The 14523-nt window shown below is 41.3% G+C and carries 13 protein-coding genes; 5 read left to right on the top strand and 8 right to left on the bottom strand.

The features are described from left to right. Positions 1–208 precede the first annotated feature (208 nt). From ABJH98_RS12120 to ABJH98_RS12105, 4 genes are all read right to left on the bottom strand, one after another. Positions 209–616, bottom strand: a complete 408-nt coding sequence (locus ABJH98_RS12120) for a hypothetical protein (RefSeq protein ID WP_348307946.1) — start codon at positions 614–616, stop codon at positions 209–211. 257 nt (positions 617–873) lie between these two features. Continuing rightward, positions 874–1353 carry a ribonuclease E activity regulator RraA gene (gene rraA / locus ABJH98_RS12115; RefSeq protein WP_348307945.1) on the bottom strand — a complete coding sequence of 160 codons (480 nt, stop codon included), beginning with the start codon at positions 1351–1353 and terminating at the stop codon, positions 874–876. After that, complete coding sequence (locus tag ABJH98_RS12110) at positions 1346–3631, bottom strand: isocitrate lyase family protein (protein WP_348307944.1); 2286 nt, start codon at positions 3629–3631, stop codon at positions 1346–1348. Before ABJH98_RS12110 ends, rraA begins: the two co-directional genes overlap by 8 nt. 4 nt (positions 3632–3635) lie before the next feature. Beyond that, positions 3636–5534 carry a malate synthase gene (locus ABJH98_RS12105; RefSeq protein ID WP_348307943.1) on the bottom strand — a complete coding sequence of 633 codons (1899 nt, stop codon included), beginning with the start codon at positions 5532–5534 and terminating at the stop codon, positions 3636–3638. A gap of 113 nt (positions 5535–5647) precedes the next feature. On the opposite strand from ABJH98_RS12105, the gene ABJH98_RS12100 reads away from it, so the two are divergent. The 4 genes from ABJH98_RS12100 (at position 5648) to ABJH98_RS12085 (ending at position 10749) form a co-directional block, all read left to right on the top strand. Further along, on the top strand, positions 5648–7114 hold the full coding sequence (locus tag ABJH98_RS12100; RefSeq protein WP_348307942.1) for a helix-turn-helix domain-containing protein: 1467 nt from the start codon (positions 5648–5650) through the stop codon (positions 7112–7114). 9 nt (positions 7115–7123) lie between these two features. Next, a complete protein-coding gene (locus tag ABJH98_RS12095) occupies positions 7124–7615 on the top strand; it encodes a hypothetical protein (protein ID WP_348307941.1) in 492 nt (163 codons plus the stop codon). 213 nt (positions 7616–7828) lie between these two features. Continuing rightward, a complete protein-coding gene (locus tag ABJH98_RS12090) occupies positions 7829–8164 on the top strand; it encodes a PadR family transcriptional regulator (RefSeq protein ID WP_348307940.1) in 336 nt (111 codons plus the stop codon). After that, the gene (locus ABJH98_RS12085) at positions 8152–10749 is read left to right on the top strand and encodes an ABC transporter permease (protein WP_348307939.1); all 2598 of its coding nucleotides are present in this window, start codon (positions 8152–8154) and stop codon (positions 10747–10749) included. Before ABJH98_RS12090 ends, ABJH98_RS12085 begins: the two co-directional genes overlap by 13 nt. A 259-nt stretch (positions 10750–11008) precedes the next feature. On the opposite strand, the gene ABJH98_RS12080 is transcribed toward ABJH98_RS12085, so the two are convergent. From ABJH98_RS12080 to ABJH98_RS12065, 4 genes are all read right to left on the bottom strand, one after another. Next, a complete protein-coding gene (locus ABJH98_RS12080; RefSeq protein WP_348307938.1) occupies positions 11009–11479 on the bottom strand; it encodes a hypothetical protein in 471 nt (156 codons plus the stop codon). Between the two features lie 248 nt (positions 11480–11727). Beyond that, complete coding sequence (locus tag ABJH98_RS12075) at positions 11728–12552, bottom strand: hypothetical protein (protein WP_348307937.1); 825 nt, start codon at positions 12550–12552, stop codon at positions 11728–11730. A gap of 276 nt (positions 12553–12828) precedes the next feature. Further along, on the bottom strand, positions 12829–13083 hold the full coding sequence (locus ABJH98_RS12070) for a hypothetical protein (RefSeq protein ID WP_348307936.1): 255 nt from the start codon (positions 13081–13083) through the stop codon (positions 12829–12831). A 62-nt stretch (positions 13084–13145) separates the two neighbouring features. Beyond that, on the bottom strand, positions 13146–13676 hold the full coding sequence (locus ABJH98_RS12065; RefSeq protein WP_348307935.1) for a hypothetical protein: 531 nt from the start codon (positions 13674–13676) through the stop codon (positions 13146–13148). 282 nt (positions 13677–13958) lie between these two features. On the opposite strand from ABJH98_RS12065, the gene ABJH98_RS12060 reads away from it, so the two are divergent. After that, a complete protein-coding gene (locus tag ABJH98_RS12060) occupies positions 13959–14513 on the top strand; it encodes a carboxymuconolactone decarboxylase family protein (RefSeq protein WP_348307934.1) in 555 nt (184 codons plus the stop codon). Positions 14514–14523 lie beyond the last annotated feature (10 nt).

Raw genomic sequence — 14523 nt, 5'->3', positions numbered from 1 at the left:
TTATGGTGTCAAATGGATATTTTACATAGTTGGTTGCGTCCCAAGTACCAGAAAGTTCGTTGGTTCGTTCAGACGTGCATCCAAGTGCAAAAATTGCGATTATAAGGAAAAGTTGGTTCTTCATGGTATGAGCCCTAACGTTTTGCTATGCGCAGTAGCGTCCCGCAGGGTGCTATTGCGTATAGGTTTTGTTGGCAACTGGCTTTTTTCATTTTTTATTTCCAAGATATTGAATCGCTCTTTCTTGGGATTTCGGAGTGAAAATTTTAACCCATGAGAGGACTATAACATCATAACCACCTGATTCATTTTTTTCACCTTCCGTCAACTCGACCATAAAAATTTGTGGTTCGGAATCTTTTTCAATCCATGGGATTACAGAGTTTTTAAAATATTCGGATTTTGAAACTATAGTTCTACCATTACTTCCTGTTATGAAAGCCACTTTCTTATCTGTGAAGTCAAAGTCGTTTCGTGATTCAGAGAGAAGAGAGCTTAATAATTGAACTTCGCTATCGTTTAAAATCGGATTGTCGTCAACTCCAAGACTGTCAGAGCTTTGAGCAAAAAGTCCAAATACCCAAAAGAAGGAAGATATAGTTAAAAGTGTTCTCATTTTTTTGCTTGTTGCCAACGTAGTGATATAGTGACAAAGGTGACTATATATCCATTATGTATAGCCCAAATCTAATGGATTTTGATTTTCATCATTCCAGAATGGACTAATACAAGGGTTTATAGCATTAATTCATAGTATAAACCTATTGAAATTACCGTATTATTAAACGTTTAGAGACGGAAAGAAACGTTTAAAAAAATGCTTAAGCGTGTAGAAGTTCTTCCTTTTAGCTTGTTGTTGTCCTGAAAAAACAATTATAAAATCTGAGCGGCCAGCAAAACCCCATCCTCATCCGCATAGATATAATGCCCAGGCTCAAATAGGGTAGAAGCAAACTTGACGGAAACATCAATTTCTCCCTGATTCTTTTTGATACTTTTCACCGGACAAGTGTTGAGCGCACGGATGCCAATATCCATTTTATTGATCATGGAAGCGTCTCGGATGCAGCCATAGATGATGAGGCCTTCCCATTCGTTTTGAATGGCGAGCTCGGCGAGTTGATCGCCCACTAAGGCACAGCGGAGAGAGCCGCCACCGTCTACTACCAGTACTTTGCCCTTGCCGGGGGTGGCCAGTTGTTGGCGCACGAGGCTGTTGTCTTCGTAGAGTTTGAGTGTGGTGATCTCGCCTTGGAAGCTGGTTTTCATTCCATAAGAACGAAAAATGGGATCCACACAGTGCATGTCTGCACCGTGCTGATCCCATAAATCTGCGGTAGCGACCTTAAGCATCTACCAATTGGGTTTGTTGTTCTTTATGAATGAGTCTGGAGATACGGCCTACTATGTTTACATAAGCCCGAACTTCATCGGTCGCGATATCCGCAACGATAATTTGTCCGATCTCATCTGTAAAGGCAGCGTACAACTCCATTTTCAACATCGCTTCACACTGTTTGGCGTTGTCATCCGTAGGTGTGAGGTAATGTACCGTGTCGCACTGGTATCTGTTGATGATGAACAAATGCATCAACGTCATCAGTCTCTTTTGTCTCAAATCTCCTCTGAACATATTCTGATCTCGGATCGATAGAATCTGACGTTTGTTTCTATCCGTCACCGAAGTGAATACGATGTTGGCTACTTTGTCTTCTCCTACGGACAAAGCCAGTTCCATTATTGTAGACCCAGGTTTATGAGGCTTTAATGTCACTTGGATTTTGTCCTTGATTTTGTAGAATTCAGACCATTCTGCAATCCACTCATCCAATAGAGTCGTTGGCAATTCCGTTTGCTTCAAGTGCTGAAACTGCGTCGATCCCTTGCCCATGGCTTTGGTCGTAGCTGTTCTGCCAGAGCTTGCCGCCAGCGCGCTGTCCAGTCTTGGTCCACCTACATGCGATTGTGGTGTCTTGTATGGCGAGTCGAGGAGTCTGAGCTTTCGCTGAACTCTTGCGAGTGCCAACATGCCTTCAGACTGTAGTGAATTCGCAAATTCGTCAGTAGCCAATCCATCGATCTGATGACCGCCGTAGGTAATGAAATTGAAAACAAATCCCATTTTGCCCAGTTCTTCTGGAAATTTGGACATTTCTTCCTCAGTCATACCAGTCGTGTCCCAGTTGAAAGATGGCGACAAGTTGTAAGCCAGCATTTTATCCGGAAACACTTCGTGAATGGCCTCAGCAAATTGTCTGGCATCTTCCAAATCAGCGGTTTTGGTTTCCATCCAAAGGATATCAGCATATGGAGCTACAGCCATTGATTTCGCTATCGCGAATGGAATACCTCCTTTGGCTTGGTAGTACCCTTCTGGCGTACGAGCCAAGTCGCAGTCCCATTTTACGTTTACACCTAGTTCGTCTGCTTTTTTGCGCGCTTGGTTCAAGGAAGCCGTAGCGGCAAACTGCAACCATTCCTGATGGCACATTTCGAATTCATCGCCTTCCTTGGCACATTCTTCTATGTGATTGGCTACGGCGCAGCGAAACGTGGTAACTCCAGCGCTGGCTTCCCAGTATTTTACAAACTCAGCAGAAACTTGATCGTAAGCAGGCTCGAATCTACTGGCATCGTCACTGATCAATGCTTCTTTCAATCGAGTCAAAAGCGTAGCAAAAGGAGCATTCAATATCCATTCCCGAGCTGTGATTCGATCGTCCTCCGATACTTGATACAATTCATGGCCTTTAATTTGGGTGGCGCCCAATTCGCTCAAACATTGCTGCAAAGCGAGGAAGGCATTCTTGTAAGAAGGTACGTCCAAGTTGGTAGCGCCCAAAACAAACGGCTGATCTCTTTCATCGGAGATATTTTCCAGCAAAGAGGCTGCTTCCGCATCCGTACGGGCTACGATGATGCCTGGTACCTGCATTAGATCCAATTGCAATCTGGCCGTGTTGATTCTTTTGATCTGCTCGTCACTGGATACCAAAACTTTTCCGCCCTGGTGACCACATTTTTTGGTGCCGGGCTTTTGGTCTTCGATATGGTAGCCAGTTACCCCAGCTTCTACAAATCTTCTGATCAGGTTTCTAACGTGTGCGTCTCCGCCATGCCCCGTATCCGCATCGGCGATAATGAATGGACGAAAATCGAAAGATTTCGTCGATTCGCGCTGCTCTTCCGACATTTTCATGCGTTGAAATTGCTGGTTGCGATCAGCAGCCATCAATGCACGAACGATGCCTGCAGCTTCGTTGGGAACTTGACTGAGCGGATAACTTGCCAAATCAGCACCAGGATCTTCGTCGGCCGATCCCTTGGCAGAAGTCGCCCATCCACCGAGGTAGATGCCTTCAATTCCGGCTCTTTTCATCATCACAGCCTGACTGGGCGTGTAGGGTCCGAAAGTCGTGATTTGTTTTTTCTCGTTATGCAATTCGCGTAAGCGCTTGAAAAACGCCTCGGCAGATTTTTGTGCCACCGTATAACTTGTAGGTATCGTGCCTTGTTGCTCGACGACCTGTCTTGGAGAATACAATCTTTTGATGCCGTTGAATCTGGGCTCGTTGAAGTACGCCTCCATAGCGGCTGTTCTGTCTTTGATGAGTTGGGTCTCGTTTTTCATTTTGTTATGCGTTTATGTGTGTATTGGGTTCTAAGTCAAGATTTTCAGTGATGCGCTGACCGCTTGTGGTCAGTGCTTTGTAATACCTGGCAATTCGCTCTTCGGCGATTTCCAGATCGGCGTTGTTCAGATTCAAATTGAGTAAATCAATGAACCAAGGACCTTTGGTTTCGGACGTGACGTAGGTTCTGACGATTTCGCGTGATATAGGCAGCGTGGTCGTTTTCGAATCATTGTGTACGTCTTTGTCATCGGCATCCAGTAGTTTTTGATATTCTTCTGTCAGCATTTGATCAAAAATTTCACTGGTGAATAGCGCGCCATTGTTTAGAGATAGTTCGTCATCGCCTTCCGTCAATCTGGCGCCTTTGTGCAACCATTCCCACAGCACACTCAAGCGAATTTCTCCTGTGGCCATGTCTTCCATCAGGTATAGAATATCGTCATTGCCAAAGAAGTCTGCGGGCTTCAAAGCAGCTGCTTGAAAGCCTTGTAAGAAGGCATTTCCATACTGCAGAGCTACGCTTAGAAGATTTCTTCCGCCTCTGATGGTCAATGGCGCATCTTCCAATGTGATCAAGGCCAGCTGATCTTCTTGGGTGTAAGTCAGGGGACCAAATTCGCGTCCAAGCTGATTGGTTTCTCCAATTTTTTCCCACACGGGACGAATGATGTGAACCATCTTCCAGTGTGCCACCCACTTACCAGAGGCACCTGCAGCTTGTTCTCTTTTGGCTCCAGCCAAAGCTTTTTCCATGCTGGCTTTTACGCCAGCTTCAGAGCCAACTGGGATGTTGGGTTCCATGCCGCCTTGCCAGAGACTAAAATTGCCATTTTGGTCGGGGGTATTCACGGCCTTTCGCACACGATCCTCATAAGCGCCCATGTAGGCGTAAGTCATGGTGATAGACTCAATGTTTGGATTGATGAAGTCATCAATGCCACACATGGCATCAGCTACTGCATTGATATAATCCCAACGGCCGGTGTTGAATCCTACAAAATGGAGGCCCAATGCTGCTCGAATCTCAAGCAACTGATAAGTCGCTTCTAACTGCTCTACTAATACATAACATTTGATCGTGCCTTTGGCTAATCCTAAATGAGTTTCTAATGTAGAGAGCAAAGTATTCCAAAAGGCAGCTTCTTGCGCCGTTTGAATTTTAGGTAGATACAATACAATCGACGAACCTTTGGCTTGAAGGGCTTTGTAATTATTTACGACAAACAGAGTCAAATCGGTGATGGAAGCAGAAAATGATTCTCCATTTTCCATGGCGATGTGTCTGTCATCCAGATGCAAACCTCTGGCTCTAAAGATCAATGTGGTAAAATCCAGTTGTGCTTTCCAATCGTCAATGATGGGCTTACCAAAAAAGCTTTCTGACCATTTATTCATTTCTCGAGAAACCTTTTCTGCGATCTCCAGAAACTTAGAATCCCTGTTGATGGCTAGTTTCAAATTGCGTTGGTTGTCGAGCGACATAGCGTTGATCTGACCGAGCGCATCTTCGCCGTCAAACATCCAGCCGTCTGCACCTGAGAGCAGAGCATAGGCTACATTTCTAATGCTTGATTCCAAAGGAGCATTCGGTTTGGCTGCTGGACCAGTTCCTTGAATCCATTGACGTTGCAAGTCTTCAGGAATGGTGCTGCATTCAAAGTCTCCCAGCCTGATGTCTGCGACCCTCAAATGATCAGGGCCGATACAAGTTTCTTCTGGTAAAAAATCCAATAAGGTTTTATTGGCGATACGATCAGCTCGTCGCTGATTTCTTTCCTCCATCAACGCTTTCTGTTTGGCATTGAGAGGAGCGAGTGCTTCTAGGGCTTGTAGAACCTCATCAGTGTATATGTCTTGATAGGTTAGTAGCCGTTCTGGTGTAATGTATAATTGTGACATAGTTGCGAATATTTCTTCAAATATATAAAAATATTCTAAAAGCGGAAATTCCGCTAATTAATTTATTTCCTTTTTTTAATCTATTTTAGCTTTGAATTAGAAAAGTACTTCGAATGATTAGCGACAACGACATTGTAAAACTTATCCTAGGCTTCAAAATCAAGCATTTGCGCTTGCAGCATAAGGTTTCTTATCAGGAGCTCTCGAAGCAGACAGGATTGTCAGTTTCTTATTTGAATGACATTGAAAAAGGAAAAAAATATCCGAAACCAGATAAAATCAGTGCGTTAGCCCAAGCTTTTCAATTGGATTACGATGAATTGGTCAGTACGAGAGCAGACAAAAAACTCAGTCCAGTCATTGAATTGTTAAACTCGGGATTCTTCAAATTTTTCCCTTTGGATGAATTTGGAATCAGCCCGGACAAGCTGATTGATGTATTTAGCAACTCTCCTGACCGAATCAGTGCCTTTATTAGTACGATTCTGAAAATGGTGAGAAGCTATCAGATTGAAAAGGAGCATTTTTACCGTATTGCGCTCAGGTCCTATCAGGATATGCATGACAACTATTTCCCCGAACTGGAAGAAGCCGTTCAGGATTTTAAAAAGGAAGCTAAGCTCAAAAAGAAATTACCCTATGGATATGATGTTTTGGCTGATTCGTTGAGACAACAATTTGACATAACGATTGATCGGGTGAGTTTAGGTAAGAATAAGAAGCTAAGAAAGTTCCGATCCTATTATCAGGCCGAAAAGAAAGTGTTGTATATCAATGAAGGGCTTTCAGAAGGGCAGGAGAACTTTATCTTATCTAAGGAGTTGGGTTTTCAATATCTGAAACTATCGGAGCGTTCGTACGAAACGCAGCTCAACAAAGAGGCTTCATTTGACAAGCTGTTGAGTAATTTCAAAGCTTCCTACTTCGCTGCTGCCTTGCTGATGGATGCGGATGAGTTGGTGAAAGATATCGAACTCATTGCCAGATCGACGGCATGGAAGCCAAGCCTGATTGGTAAGCTTTTGCAGAAATATCAAGTCACTCCTGAGACGCTCTTGCAGCGATTCACGAACCTGCTGCCTCACCACTTCAATATAAGGGACTTGTTTTTTATTCGTTTGCAGAGCACCAATGACCTGATCAAATACGACATTACTAAAGAGTTGCACCTGTCTCAATTGCACAATCCGTATCATACTGAATTGGATGAACATCTCTGCCATAGATGGGTGTCGATTAGTGCGATTAAAAATATCCGAAGCAAAAAAGAAGATCACTTGATTGACGCGCAGATCTCAGAATATTGGCAAACGAATAGCTCATACTTCTGTATCTCCGTAGCCGAGCCAGACAATTACAAAGGTGATGGAGCCAGTAGCATTACGTTAGGCCTTTTGATGACTGATGGCTTGAAGGGCGCTTTCAACTTTATCAAAGATCCTGATTTAAGAAAGAAAACCGTACACACCACTTGCGAGCGTTGCTCGATTCCAGATTGTGACAATCGGGTAGCCCCGCCTACCTATACGCACAAAAAGGAATTGGAGGAAGAGTTGGAAAGAGAGTTGAAAACTTTGTAATTTTTACTTATGAAACTGGACAAAGTAAAAAATGAAATGATCGAGGTGGGCCTCATCACACTTTACTTTTTTGTGTGTTTTACCATTTTTATGGTCATCAAGAAGCTATTGCTTATTCAATATCAAATCACCTATTATGGTTGGGCTACTGCGATAATTGGAGCATTGGCAATGGGTAAGGTGGTTTTTTTGATTGATAAACTGCCTATGCATAGGTGGTTAGAAAAACTCAGGCCGATCCGAGAAATTACCATCAAGTCGGTGATTTATACTGGAATTACCATCACTGTTTCAATAATAGAAAAGACCGTGCACTTTTATCTCGATGAAGATCAAGGTTCTTGGAATCATCATTTATTTGGAGGTCAAAAAATAGCCTTGTTTTTGGCACATGGGATCTATCTCTATTTGTGTTTCATAGCGTTTTACTTCTTTCAATACCTCGATCGTCATGTCGGGAGAGAAGTCTGGTTTGATAATATGATGAGGAAAAGAGATTGATTGAGCAATAGGCATTGATCCTATTGATTTCCATGGTCCAATGACTCAAGCTGTGGTCCTTAGTTCCTGTAGGTAACTCTCACATTACGTATTATATCAAAAGTTTAATTTTTATAGTGCATACAATGATTTACTAATAATACTTACAAAAGTGAATAATAAAATTTGTTTTTAAATTTATAATACTTACAATTGTGAATAAAATAATTTGCAATGGGTAATTATAAGTTAGGAAGTCTGGAGGAATTGGTGGTTTTGATCGTGGCGATGCGTTATGATTCGGCCTATTCCGTGGGCATAGCAGAAGAGTATGAAAAGCAAACAGGCAAAAGCATCAACATCAGTGCGATTCATACGGTACTGTATCGCCTCGAAGAAAAAGGCTTTTTAGAATCCAAACTAGGAGAAGCCTCTGGTCAGCGAGGAGGCAAACGAAAACGACTCTTTTACATCACACCTGTAGGAAAGAAAGCGATCGACGAACAGCAAACGCTTCGAGAGCAGCTGAGAAAACAAATCCCTGAAATCGCCTTCCAATGGAACAGCTAAACCCAAACTTGCAACCACCGAAGTGGGCTCAGCGCCTATTGAAATGGTATTGTCGCGAAGACCGATTCGAAGAGCTCTCTGGCGACTTGGAAGAATTGTATCAAATACGATGCGAACAAGGAAGTCGACTCAAGGCTAATTTCAGTTATTGCTGGAATGTGCTTCGGTGTTGCAAATCCTACGCTCGAAAGACAGATTATAAAATGGATACATCAGGCGCACTAATCAAATCATTTTTCAAATTATCACTTCGGCACATCGCTAAAAACAAAGGTTATATTGGTCTCAACGTATTTGGATTGGGGTTTGCGCTCGCATTCTGTATTGTCACTTATATGATCTACGGGTACAATCGAGAGTTTGACAGTGTGTTTACAAACGATAACATCTATCGGGTACATGCCATGCGACCTGGGGTGGAGGGATTGGATCGATGGGAATTGTCACCATTGGCATTGGAAAGAGAAATGGTCAATGATCATTCAGGGGTCAAACATGCGGTGAGCTATTTGGCTGCCAATATTAGTATTGGAAAAGGTAAATACTTTATCCCTTCTGCTTTGTCCTTTGCTTCTCCTGATTTTCTGAAGGTATTTGATTTGCCCTTGAAGTACGGCTCGAAGGAGAACTTCAATCAGCATGGGATCTACCTAACTGAAGCTTATGCAACTAAACTTTTTGGCGACGATATTCCCATTGGTAAACGTTTGTCTGTCTACTATTATGGGCGAAAATTTCCTGATGTAGAAGTGTTGGGCGTATTTGAGCGAATTCCTAATAACTCAAGCTTTGCTTTCGAAGGATTGCTCAATATTGAAAGTTTGCTTACCTATTTTGATTTGGATCGATCCGATTGGGAATCTGTTGATTTCCAATTTGGACAATATGTACAGCTCAATTCGGCTACTCAAAAGGAGGAAGTAGAAACATTCATGCAGCAATATCTGGAACCCTACAACGCTGCCAATCCAAACAAAAGAATAGAAAAATTTGAATTGACGGCTTTGCATGACCTTATTACCGAAACCACCATCTCATATACCAATATGCCGGTGGAGGAAAATGAGTTTTTGATATTTGCTGTCATGGCCATTTTGATACTCATTGTGGCGAGTTTCAACTTAGCCAATACCAATGTGGCTCTGATATCTAGTAGAGTGAAGGAAATTGGCGTACGCAAAACCATTGGCTCGTCGAGTCGAATGATCTTCGTCCAGTTCATATTTGAGACTTTGATGGTGATGATTTTGGCTTTTGCCTTTTCGCTGAGTCTTACCAATATCATCAGTGAAGAGATTCTCAGTATGAGAAATCAAAAGTTTCTTTTGACCGATTTAGACATGACAGGGGTATTGAGTTTTGTGGTTCTATTCATGCTGTTCATTACCATGATCACTGGTTTAATACCCGCATTATATGCACATAAATTCAAGCCGGTAACTATCCTCAATCACAGACTGACAGCCAAAGGATTTGGTTTAACGCACTATGTAATGGCTATTTTCCAATACAGTTTGTCGATTGCTATTCTACTTTCTGGTCTTATTTTCATGCAAAATGCAGACTTCCTTAAAGCGCAGGATTATGGATATGATACCGAAAACTTGATGATCATCAGAGTAAAAGATGGTAATGAATATGCTCAACTGAAAACGGCACTTGATGATAAAGTATATGCGAAAGAAACTTTTGGGTCTTACCACTATTTGGTTGGTTATAGTCACGACGCGCAAATCAAAGTAGACGAATTAGCTACAGAAGTAAGCAACTACAAAGTGGCTGGTCCTTTCTTGGATAAGATGGGGGTTACGTTTGCAGAAGGCAGAGATTTTCGAGACGGAAGTGCAAAGGACATTACTGATCATCTGATTGTCAATCAATACTTCGCTGATCAATACTTCCAAGGAGACGCTTTGAACAAAAAAATGAGTGTTGACGGGGAGGACAAAACCATCATCGGTGTGATCAACAATTTTAGAGATGATGAGCTCTATAGTGATTATGTGCCTACATTATTGATCTTTACAGCTGTATCGGATTTAGACAGAGATCATTTCTTTTTGCGCACCAATGGCGAACCACATCAGGAAGTGTACGCTGCCGTTGAAGAAGTGTGGGCTGAGCTATTCGAACGACCCATGGTCTACCATTGGCAACACGATTATGCCTATAGCAGCATGATCGAGAGTTCTGAGCAAATGGGTAAAATCTTCATGTGGTTGTCCATCATTGCGTTTGTACTGAGTATTGTCAGTATCATGGCGATGGCAGCCTTGCATGTCAATCGAAAAACCAAAGAAATCTGCATCAGAAAAGTGCTAGGGGCCAATACCAGTCAAATCCTTTCCTTTGTGAACCGTCCATTTATGAAAATCTTGAGTGCATCCTTTGTGCTCGGTATTTTAATGGGCTATTTTCTACCAGACGCGATCTTGTCAACCATCTATTATCAATACATCGAAGTATCCTGGCTACAAAGTACTTGGATCGGGTTGGGTGTTGTGTCTTTCGCACTTTTTGTGGTGTACATCACCGTGATGCGCCCCGTGAGGGCTAATCCATCAGATGGGCTGAGGACGGAGTGACCCTCTCGTGCACGTTTAGCGATAGTGTAATTCTTGACTACTACACCAGCAAATCTACATTCAACAGTCTTACTTTCACCATATGGTTCTGGAAGAACTGTGTGGAAAAAGTCAACTCCTACGAATCTTGAAACTTATACTTCTCGGAAATGGGTTAGGTATTGGTCTATCGGCAATCTACTCAATTTTTGACAGGCAGTGCACACGCGTTTCCATTGCACTCAGACGCGCGCGAGAAGGGCATTGTTGTAAGCAGTTTTTAATTATTGATTAGTGCAATTTTTTCGTTTACCTTATCCATGAAATTATGTAGGTAGTTTGGGACGTTATCTTTGTTTTGATCAATTCTCCAACTTTTTATATTTTCATTTTCTGAATATTGAATAAATAATCCTCCTCCGTCAGCACAATCTGGACATCCAAAAACTGTTTCATTCTGATTTAGAAGTTGATTTGGAAAAAAATCCGTTAAGTTTTTAACTTGTTCGTACGTATCATTTTCCAATTCGATAAATTCCATATTTTGTCCATTGTAGTCATCAGCGATGTCTTCAAATAGTAATTTATCTGTTAGTTTAAAGGTTTCAACACATCCTTCTCCAAAGCACTCTCCATAAAAATGTCCGAAAATCAGGAAATTTTGTGCGTTGATTTTGAATTCGCTATCATCATCACTATTGCACGATAACAAAATTCCGATTGTTAAAATTCCTAAAATTATTTTTTTCATAACTATCATTTACATTGTAGATGTAGTAGATCTCAATTGGTTGCGTTAAATTGCTTACAACGCCGGTACATCATTCGTGCTGATTGTAAGGCAGATTGTTTCGATTGCAATATAGCTGAATCTGTGATTCAGCTCATATTTTTTCTTTTCCGTGTGCTGAATCGCAGATTCAGCGGAGCTTGAGTAAGCTCAAACCTTTCCTCTAGCAGCCAAAAGCATGAATTGATGTATGATGTTATCGTCTTTTTTCAGTCTACTTTATCAACGAAACGACTGCTCATCCAGCCCATTGACTGACTCCCTTTTGGATCGTCGTTATAGTATATCAAAGATTTGATTGGTTTTATATTGTTATCCATGATTACGAACCACCAAACTCTACCAGTTTCATCTGTAGATTCTGCAATTGCCAAACCTCTTGAACCTTTTGGGTAAATAGCAACTGTGTTGCCATCAATTATTTCTCGCCAATTTTTTAATTCAGAATCAATTTCAGGAGTTGCGCGAAGTTTATATTCTGGACGCGTTGTGACGAATCGTGTTTTCTTAATTTGTTGATTGGGTTCCAACGTGTCTTCATAATAGTCAACGTTATTCAAATTAGTAATTTTAATTCCATTGTTCTTGCTGTGTACCAAGTAAATTGAATGTGTATGAACACTTCCAGCACAACACGGTCTTAGATGAGTTTTAATTTCAAGGAAGTTTGATAAAGGTAAACGCTCAATCCTAATAATTCCGCCTGGAATCATATCAGACTGTTCATACTGAGAACCTTTGTTCAGGTAGAAAAAAGTAGCAGTCCCTTCTGCATACATTCCACTATAAGCAACATCAAGTAATCCATCATTGTTAATATCTAAGACATGAAAAAGATTAAGGTCAATTGATTCATCATTTCCTGTTTTCCAAGGGCTTGAAATTCCTAATTGTTCAATAAGTTCGTTCTTATCGGTTGAGCTTAGTTGTTCTTCTACCGAACCCCATGCACCATATCCACTAGGGTTGAGAACTTCTTGGGCTCTAATTGAATAGGAAGAAAGGATTATAATTATTAGGCTTATTGATTTCATTAATATTCAGATATTGGCGATAACGTCCGAATATAGTGCATTACATTTTTTTAAACATTTATAAACGTTTAAAAAAATGATTAAAAGAGCCTTTATCAAGGCTCTTTTATATCAAATAAAGGCTACTAACGAATAGCCAATAAAACGATAGTATCCATTTCTGAATTGACCATGAGGGTTGAGCCCATTGTTGATAATGGGCGAAGTACTTTCTTCAAACGGTGCCCAAACCATGTGTATACTTACGGGTAATGACAGCGCCCAGGAGAAATTGGCTTACTCCACCAATAGAAAAGGCACATCTATGCCCAAATGAATTTCGTTCAGAAAGATTTCTTTGTTTTGACCATTGGGCAGCATACTCACCGTACTTCCAAACGACATATTATTCAGCGTGCTACTGATCTCAGAAACAAATGGTTTGTAAAAGAGTCGGTGAGTAAATGCTGAACTTGATTTTTCTGATTGAGCAAGGCTCTTGTTTACGAAGAGCGCCGTCAATAAGAGGACCAATAAGAGTCTTGAATTCATAGAATGAATTTATCTGAATAAATCCATTTTAATGAATAATGACTAGGAAATTAATGCTTAATTTATTTGGCTCTTTTTAGTATAAACTTGGTTTGATACTTACCATACCAAGAAGGTTTCGTTCCATCAGGATAAGTCTCGTCAAACATGACTAGTGTAAGCTGATCGTTTTCAGCTGTATAATTATAGAACTGTTTTCCGCCTTCAAAACCTGGAACTTTGGCGATATACGCAGTAGTCGTTAGGGTGGAGTCGGTCATGGTGTGTGAACCCCCATTGAATACGACCGACCGAAAGCCTGCCTGCATTTCTTCTGGGGTAGGTTGAGAGAGATTTTCAAAAGGCGTTCGAGGCTCGTCTTGTGGCGTCCACATAATGGCATACCGTGTAGTGTCTATCATAAAGAGACTCGGTTGGGCTTCTTGGATAGAATAAGTAGTGTCTGCTGTGATCCAGTGAATGGAAGTCATTTCCCATGAACCGATCAGTGGGTGAGGTTCAGGTGTTTTATTCAGTTGGGTTGGCTGACAGGCGTAAAGAGCCAAGCCAGCAATTAGAAAAATGGCGATAGATTTTATTCGGGTTGAGTTCATTGGATGATCTATTGATTTTGAACTCCAATATAAGCATAGTGAGTAGGCTTATGTAGTGGTATAAGTTGTTTGGACGACAAATTCATACTTTAATAAGTTCATACCTCCTATCCGTGCCAGCTAGTTTCATCCTTAGACTGAGTCTAGGGTAAGATTTTGTTCTGAACCGGAAGCAACTCCTTAGCTATTAGGACGAAAATTGTCCATCTCGTTGCTCCAAAAATCCATTTTATGTAAAGGTGTACTCATGCAATTTTGTATCATAACAAATTTTAAAAAACAATGATAAGATTAAATGCACTTAGTTCTGAGCAAGCCTCAGGCAAAACCAAAGAACTTTTTGAAGGAATTAATTCGAAACTTGGAACAGTTCCAAACATGATGAGAACAATGGGTAATTCTTCCGCAGTATTAGAAGGTTATCTCAACCTAAGTGGTGCGCTTGCCAAGGGCGCTCTCGGAGGAAAAATGGGTGAGCTTATAGCCATGACTGTTGCTGAAGCAAACGCATGTAATTATTGTCTTTCAGCACATGCTTTTATTGGAGAAAAAATGGTTTCCCTAAATAGAAGTGATTTGATGTCTGCTAGGGTTGCCAGCCATACGGATAGCAGAACAAAAGCTGGATTGGAATTTGCCAAAACATTGGTTGAAAAGAAAGGTGTCACGAACGATGCTGATGTGGATACTGTAAGAAACGCAGGTTACAGTGAAGGTGAAATTGTCGAGATTATTGCACATGTGGCACTGAATGTTTTCACGAATTATATGAATAATACAGCCAATACTGAAGTCGATTTCCCTCTTGTAGAAGCAAAACACTCGACTGCAGCTTAAACAATTTATG

Origin of the sequence: Reichenbachiella sp., assembly GCF_039969095.1 — a bacterium.
Lineage (GTDB): Bacteria > Bacteroidota > Bacteroidia > Cytophagales > Cyclobacteriaceae > Reichenbachiella.
Note: the sequence above shows the minus strand (reverse complement) of the source record. Positions and strands in the feature narration are given on the sequence as shown.

Bases quoted from the DNA above. Each gene is read 5' to 3' on its own strand.
- ABJH98_RS12095 (WP_348307941.1), top strand. From the start codon at position 7,124: ATGAAACTGGACAAAGTAAAAAATGAAATGATCGAGGTGGGCCTCATC.
- ABJH98_RS12070 (WP_348307936.1), bottom strand. From the start codon at position 13,083: ATGAATTCAAGACTCTTATTGGTCCTCTTATTGACGGCGCTCTTCGTA.
- ABJH98_RS12065 (WP_348307935.1), bottom strand. From the start codon at position 13,676: ATGAACTCAACCCGAATAAAATCTATCGCCATTTTTCTAATTGCTGGC.
- ABJH98_RS12080 (WP_348307938.1), bottom strand. From the start codon at position 11,479: ATGAAAAAAATAATTTTAGGAATTTTAACAATCGGAATTTTGTTATCG.
- ABJH98_RS12120 (WP_348307946.1), bottom strand. From the start codon at position 616: ATGAGAACACTTTTAACTATATCTTCCTTCTTTTGGGTATTTGGACTT.
- ABJH98_RS12085 (WP_348307939.1), top strand. From the start codon at position 8,152: ATGGAACAGCTAAACCCAAACTTGCAACCACCGAAGTGGGCTCAGCGC.
- ABJH98_RS12060 (WP_348307934.1), top strand. From the start codon at position 13,959: ATGATAAGATTAAATGCACTTAGTTCTGAGCAAGCCTCAGGCAAAACC.
- ABJH98_RS12110 (WP_348307944.1), bottom strand. From the start codon at position 3,631: ATGAAAAACGAGACCCAACTCATCAAAGACAGAACAGCCGCTATGGAG.
- rraA (WP_348307945.1), bottom strand. From the start codon at position 1,353: ATGCTTAAGGTCGCTACCGCAGATTTATGGGATCAGCACGGTGCAGAC.
- ABJH98_RS12075 (WP_348307937.1), bottom strand. From the start codon at position 12,552: ATGAAATCAATAAGCCTAATAATTATAATCCTTTCTTCCTATTCAATT.
- ABJH98_RS12100 (WP_348307942.1), top strand. From the start codon at position 5,648: ATGATTAGCGACAACGACATTGTAAAACTTATCCTAGGCTTCAAAATC.
- ABJH98_RS12090 (WP_348307940.1), top strand. From the start codon at position 7,829: ATGGGTAATTATAAGTTAGGAAGTCTGGAGGAATTGGTGGTTTTGATC.
- ABJH98_RS12105 (WP_348307943.1), bottom strand. From the start codon at position 5,534: ATGTCACAATTATACATTACACCAGAACGGCTACTAACCTATCAAGAC.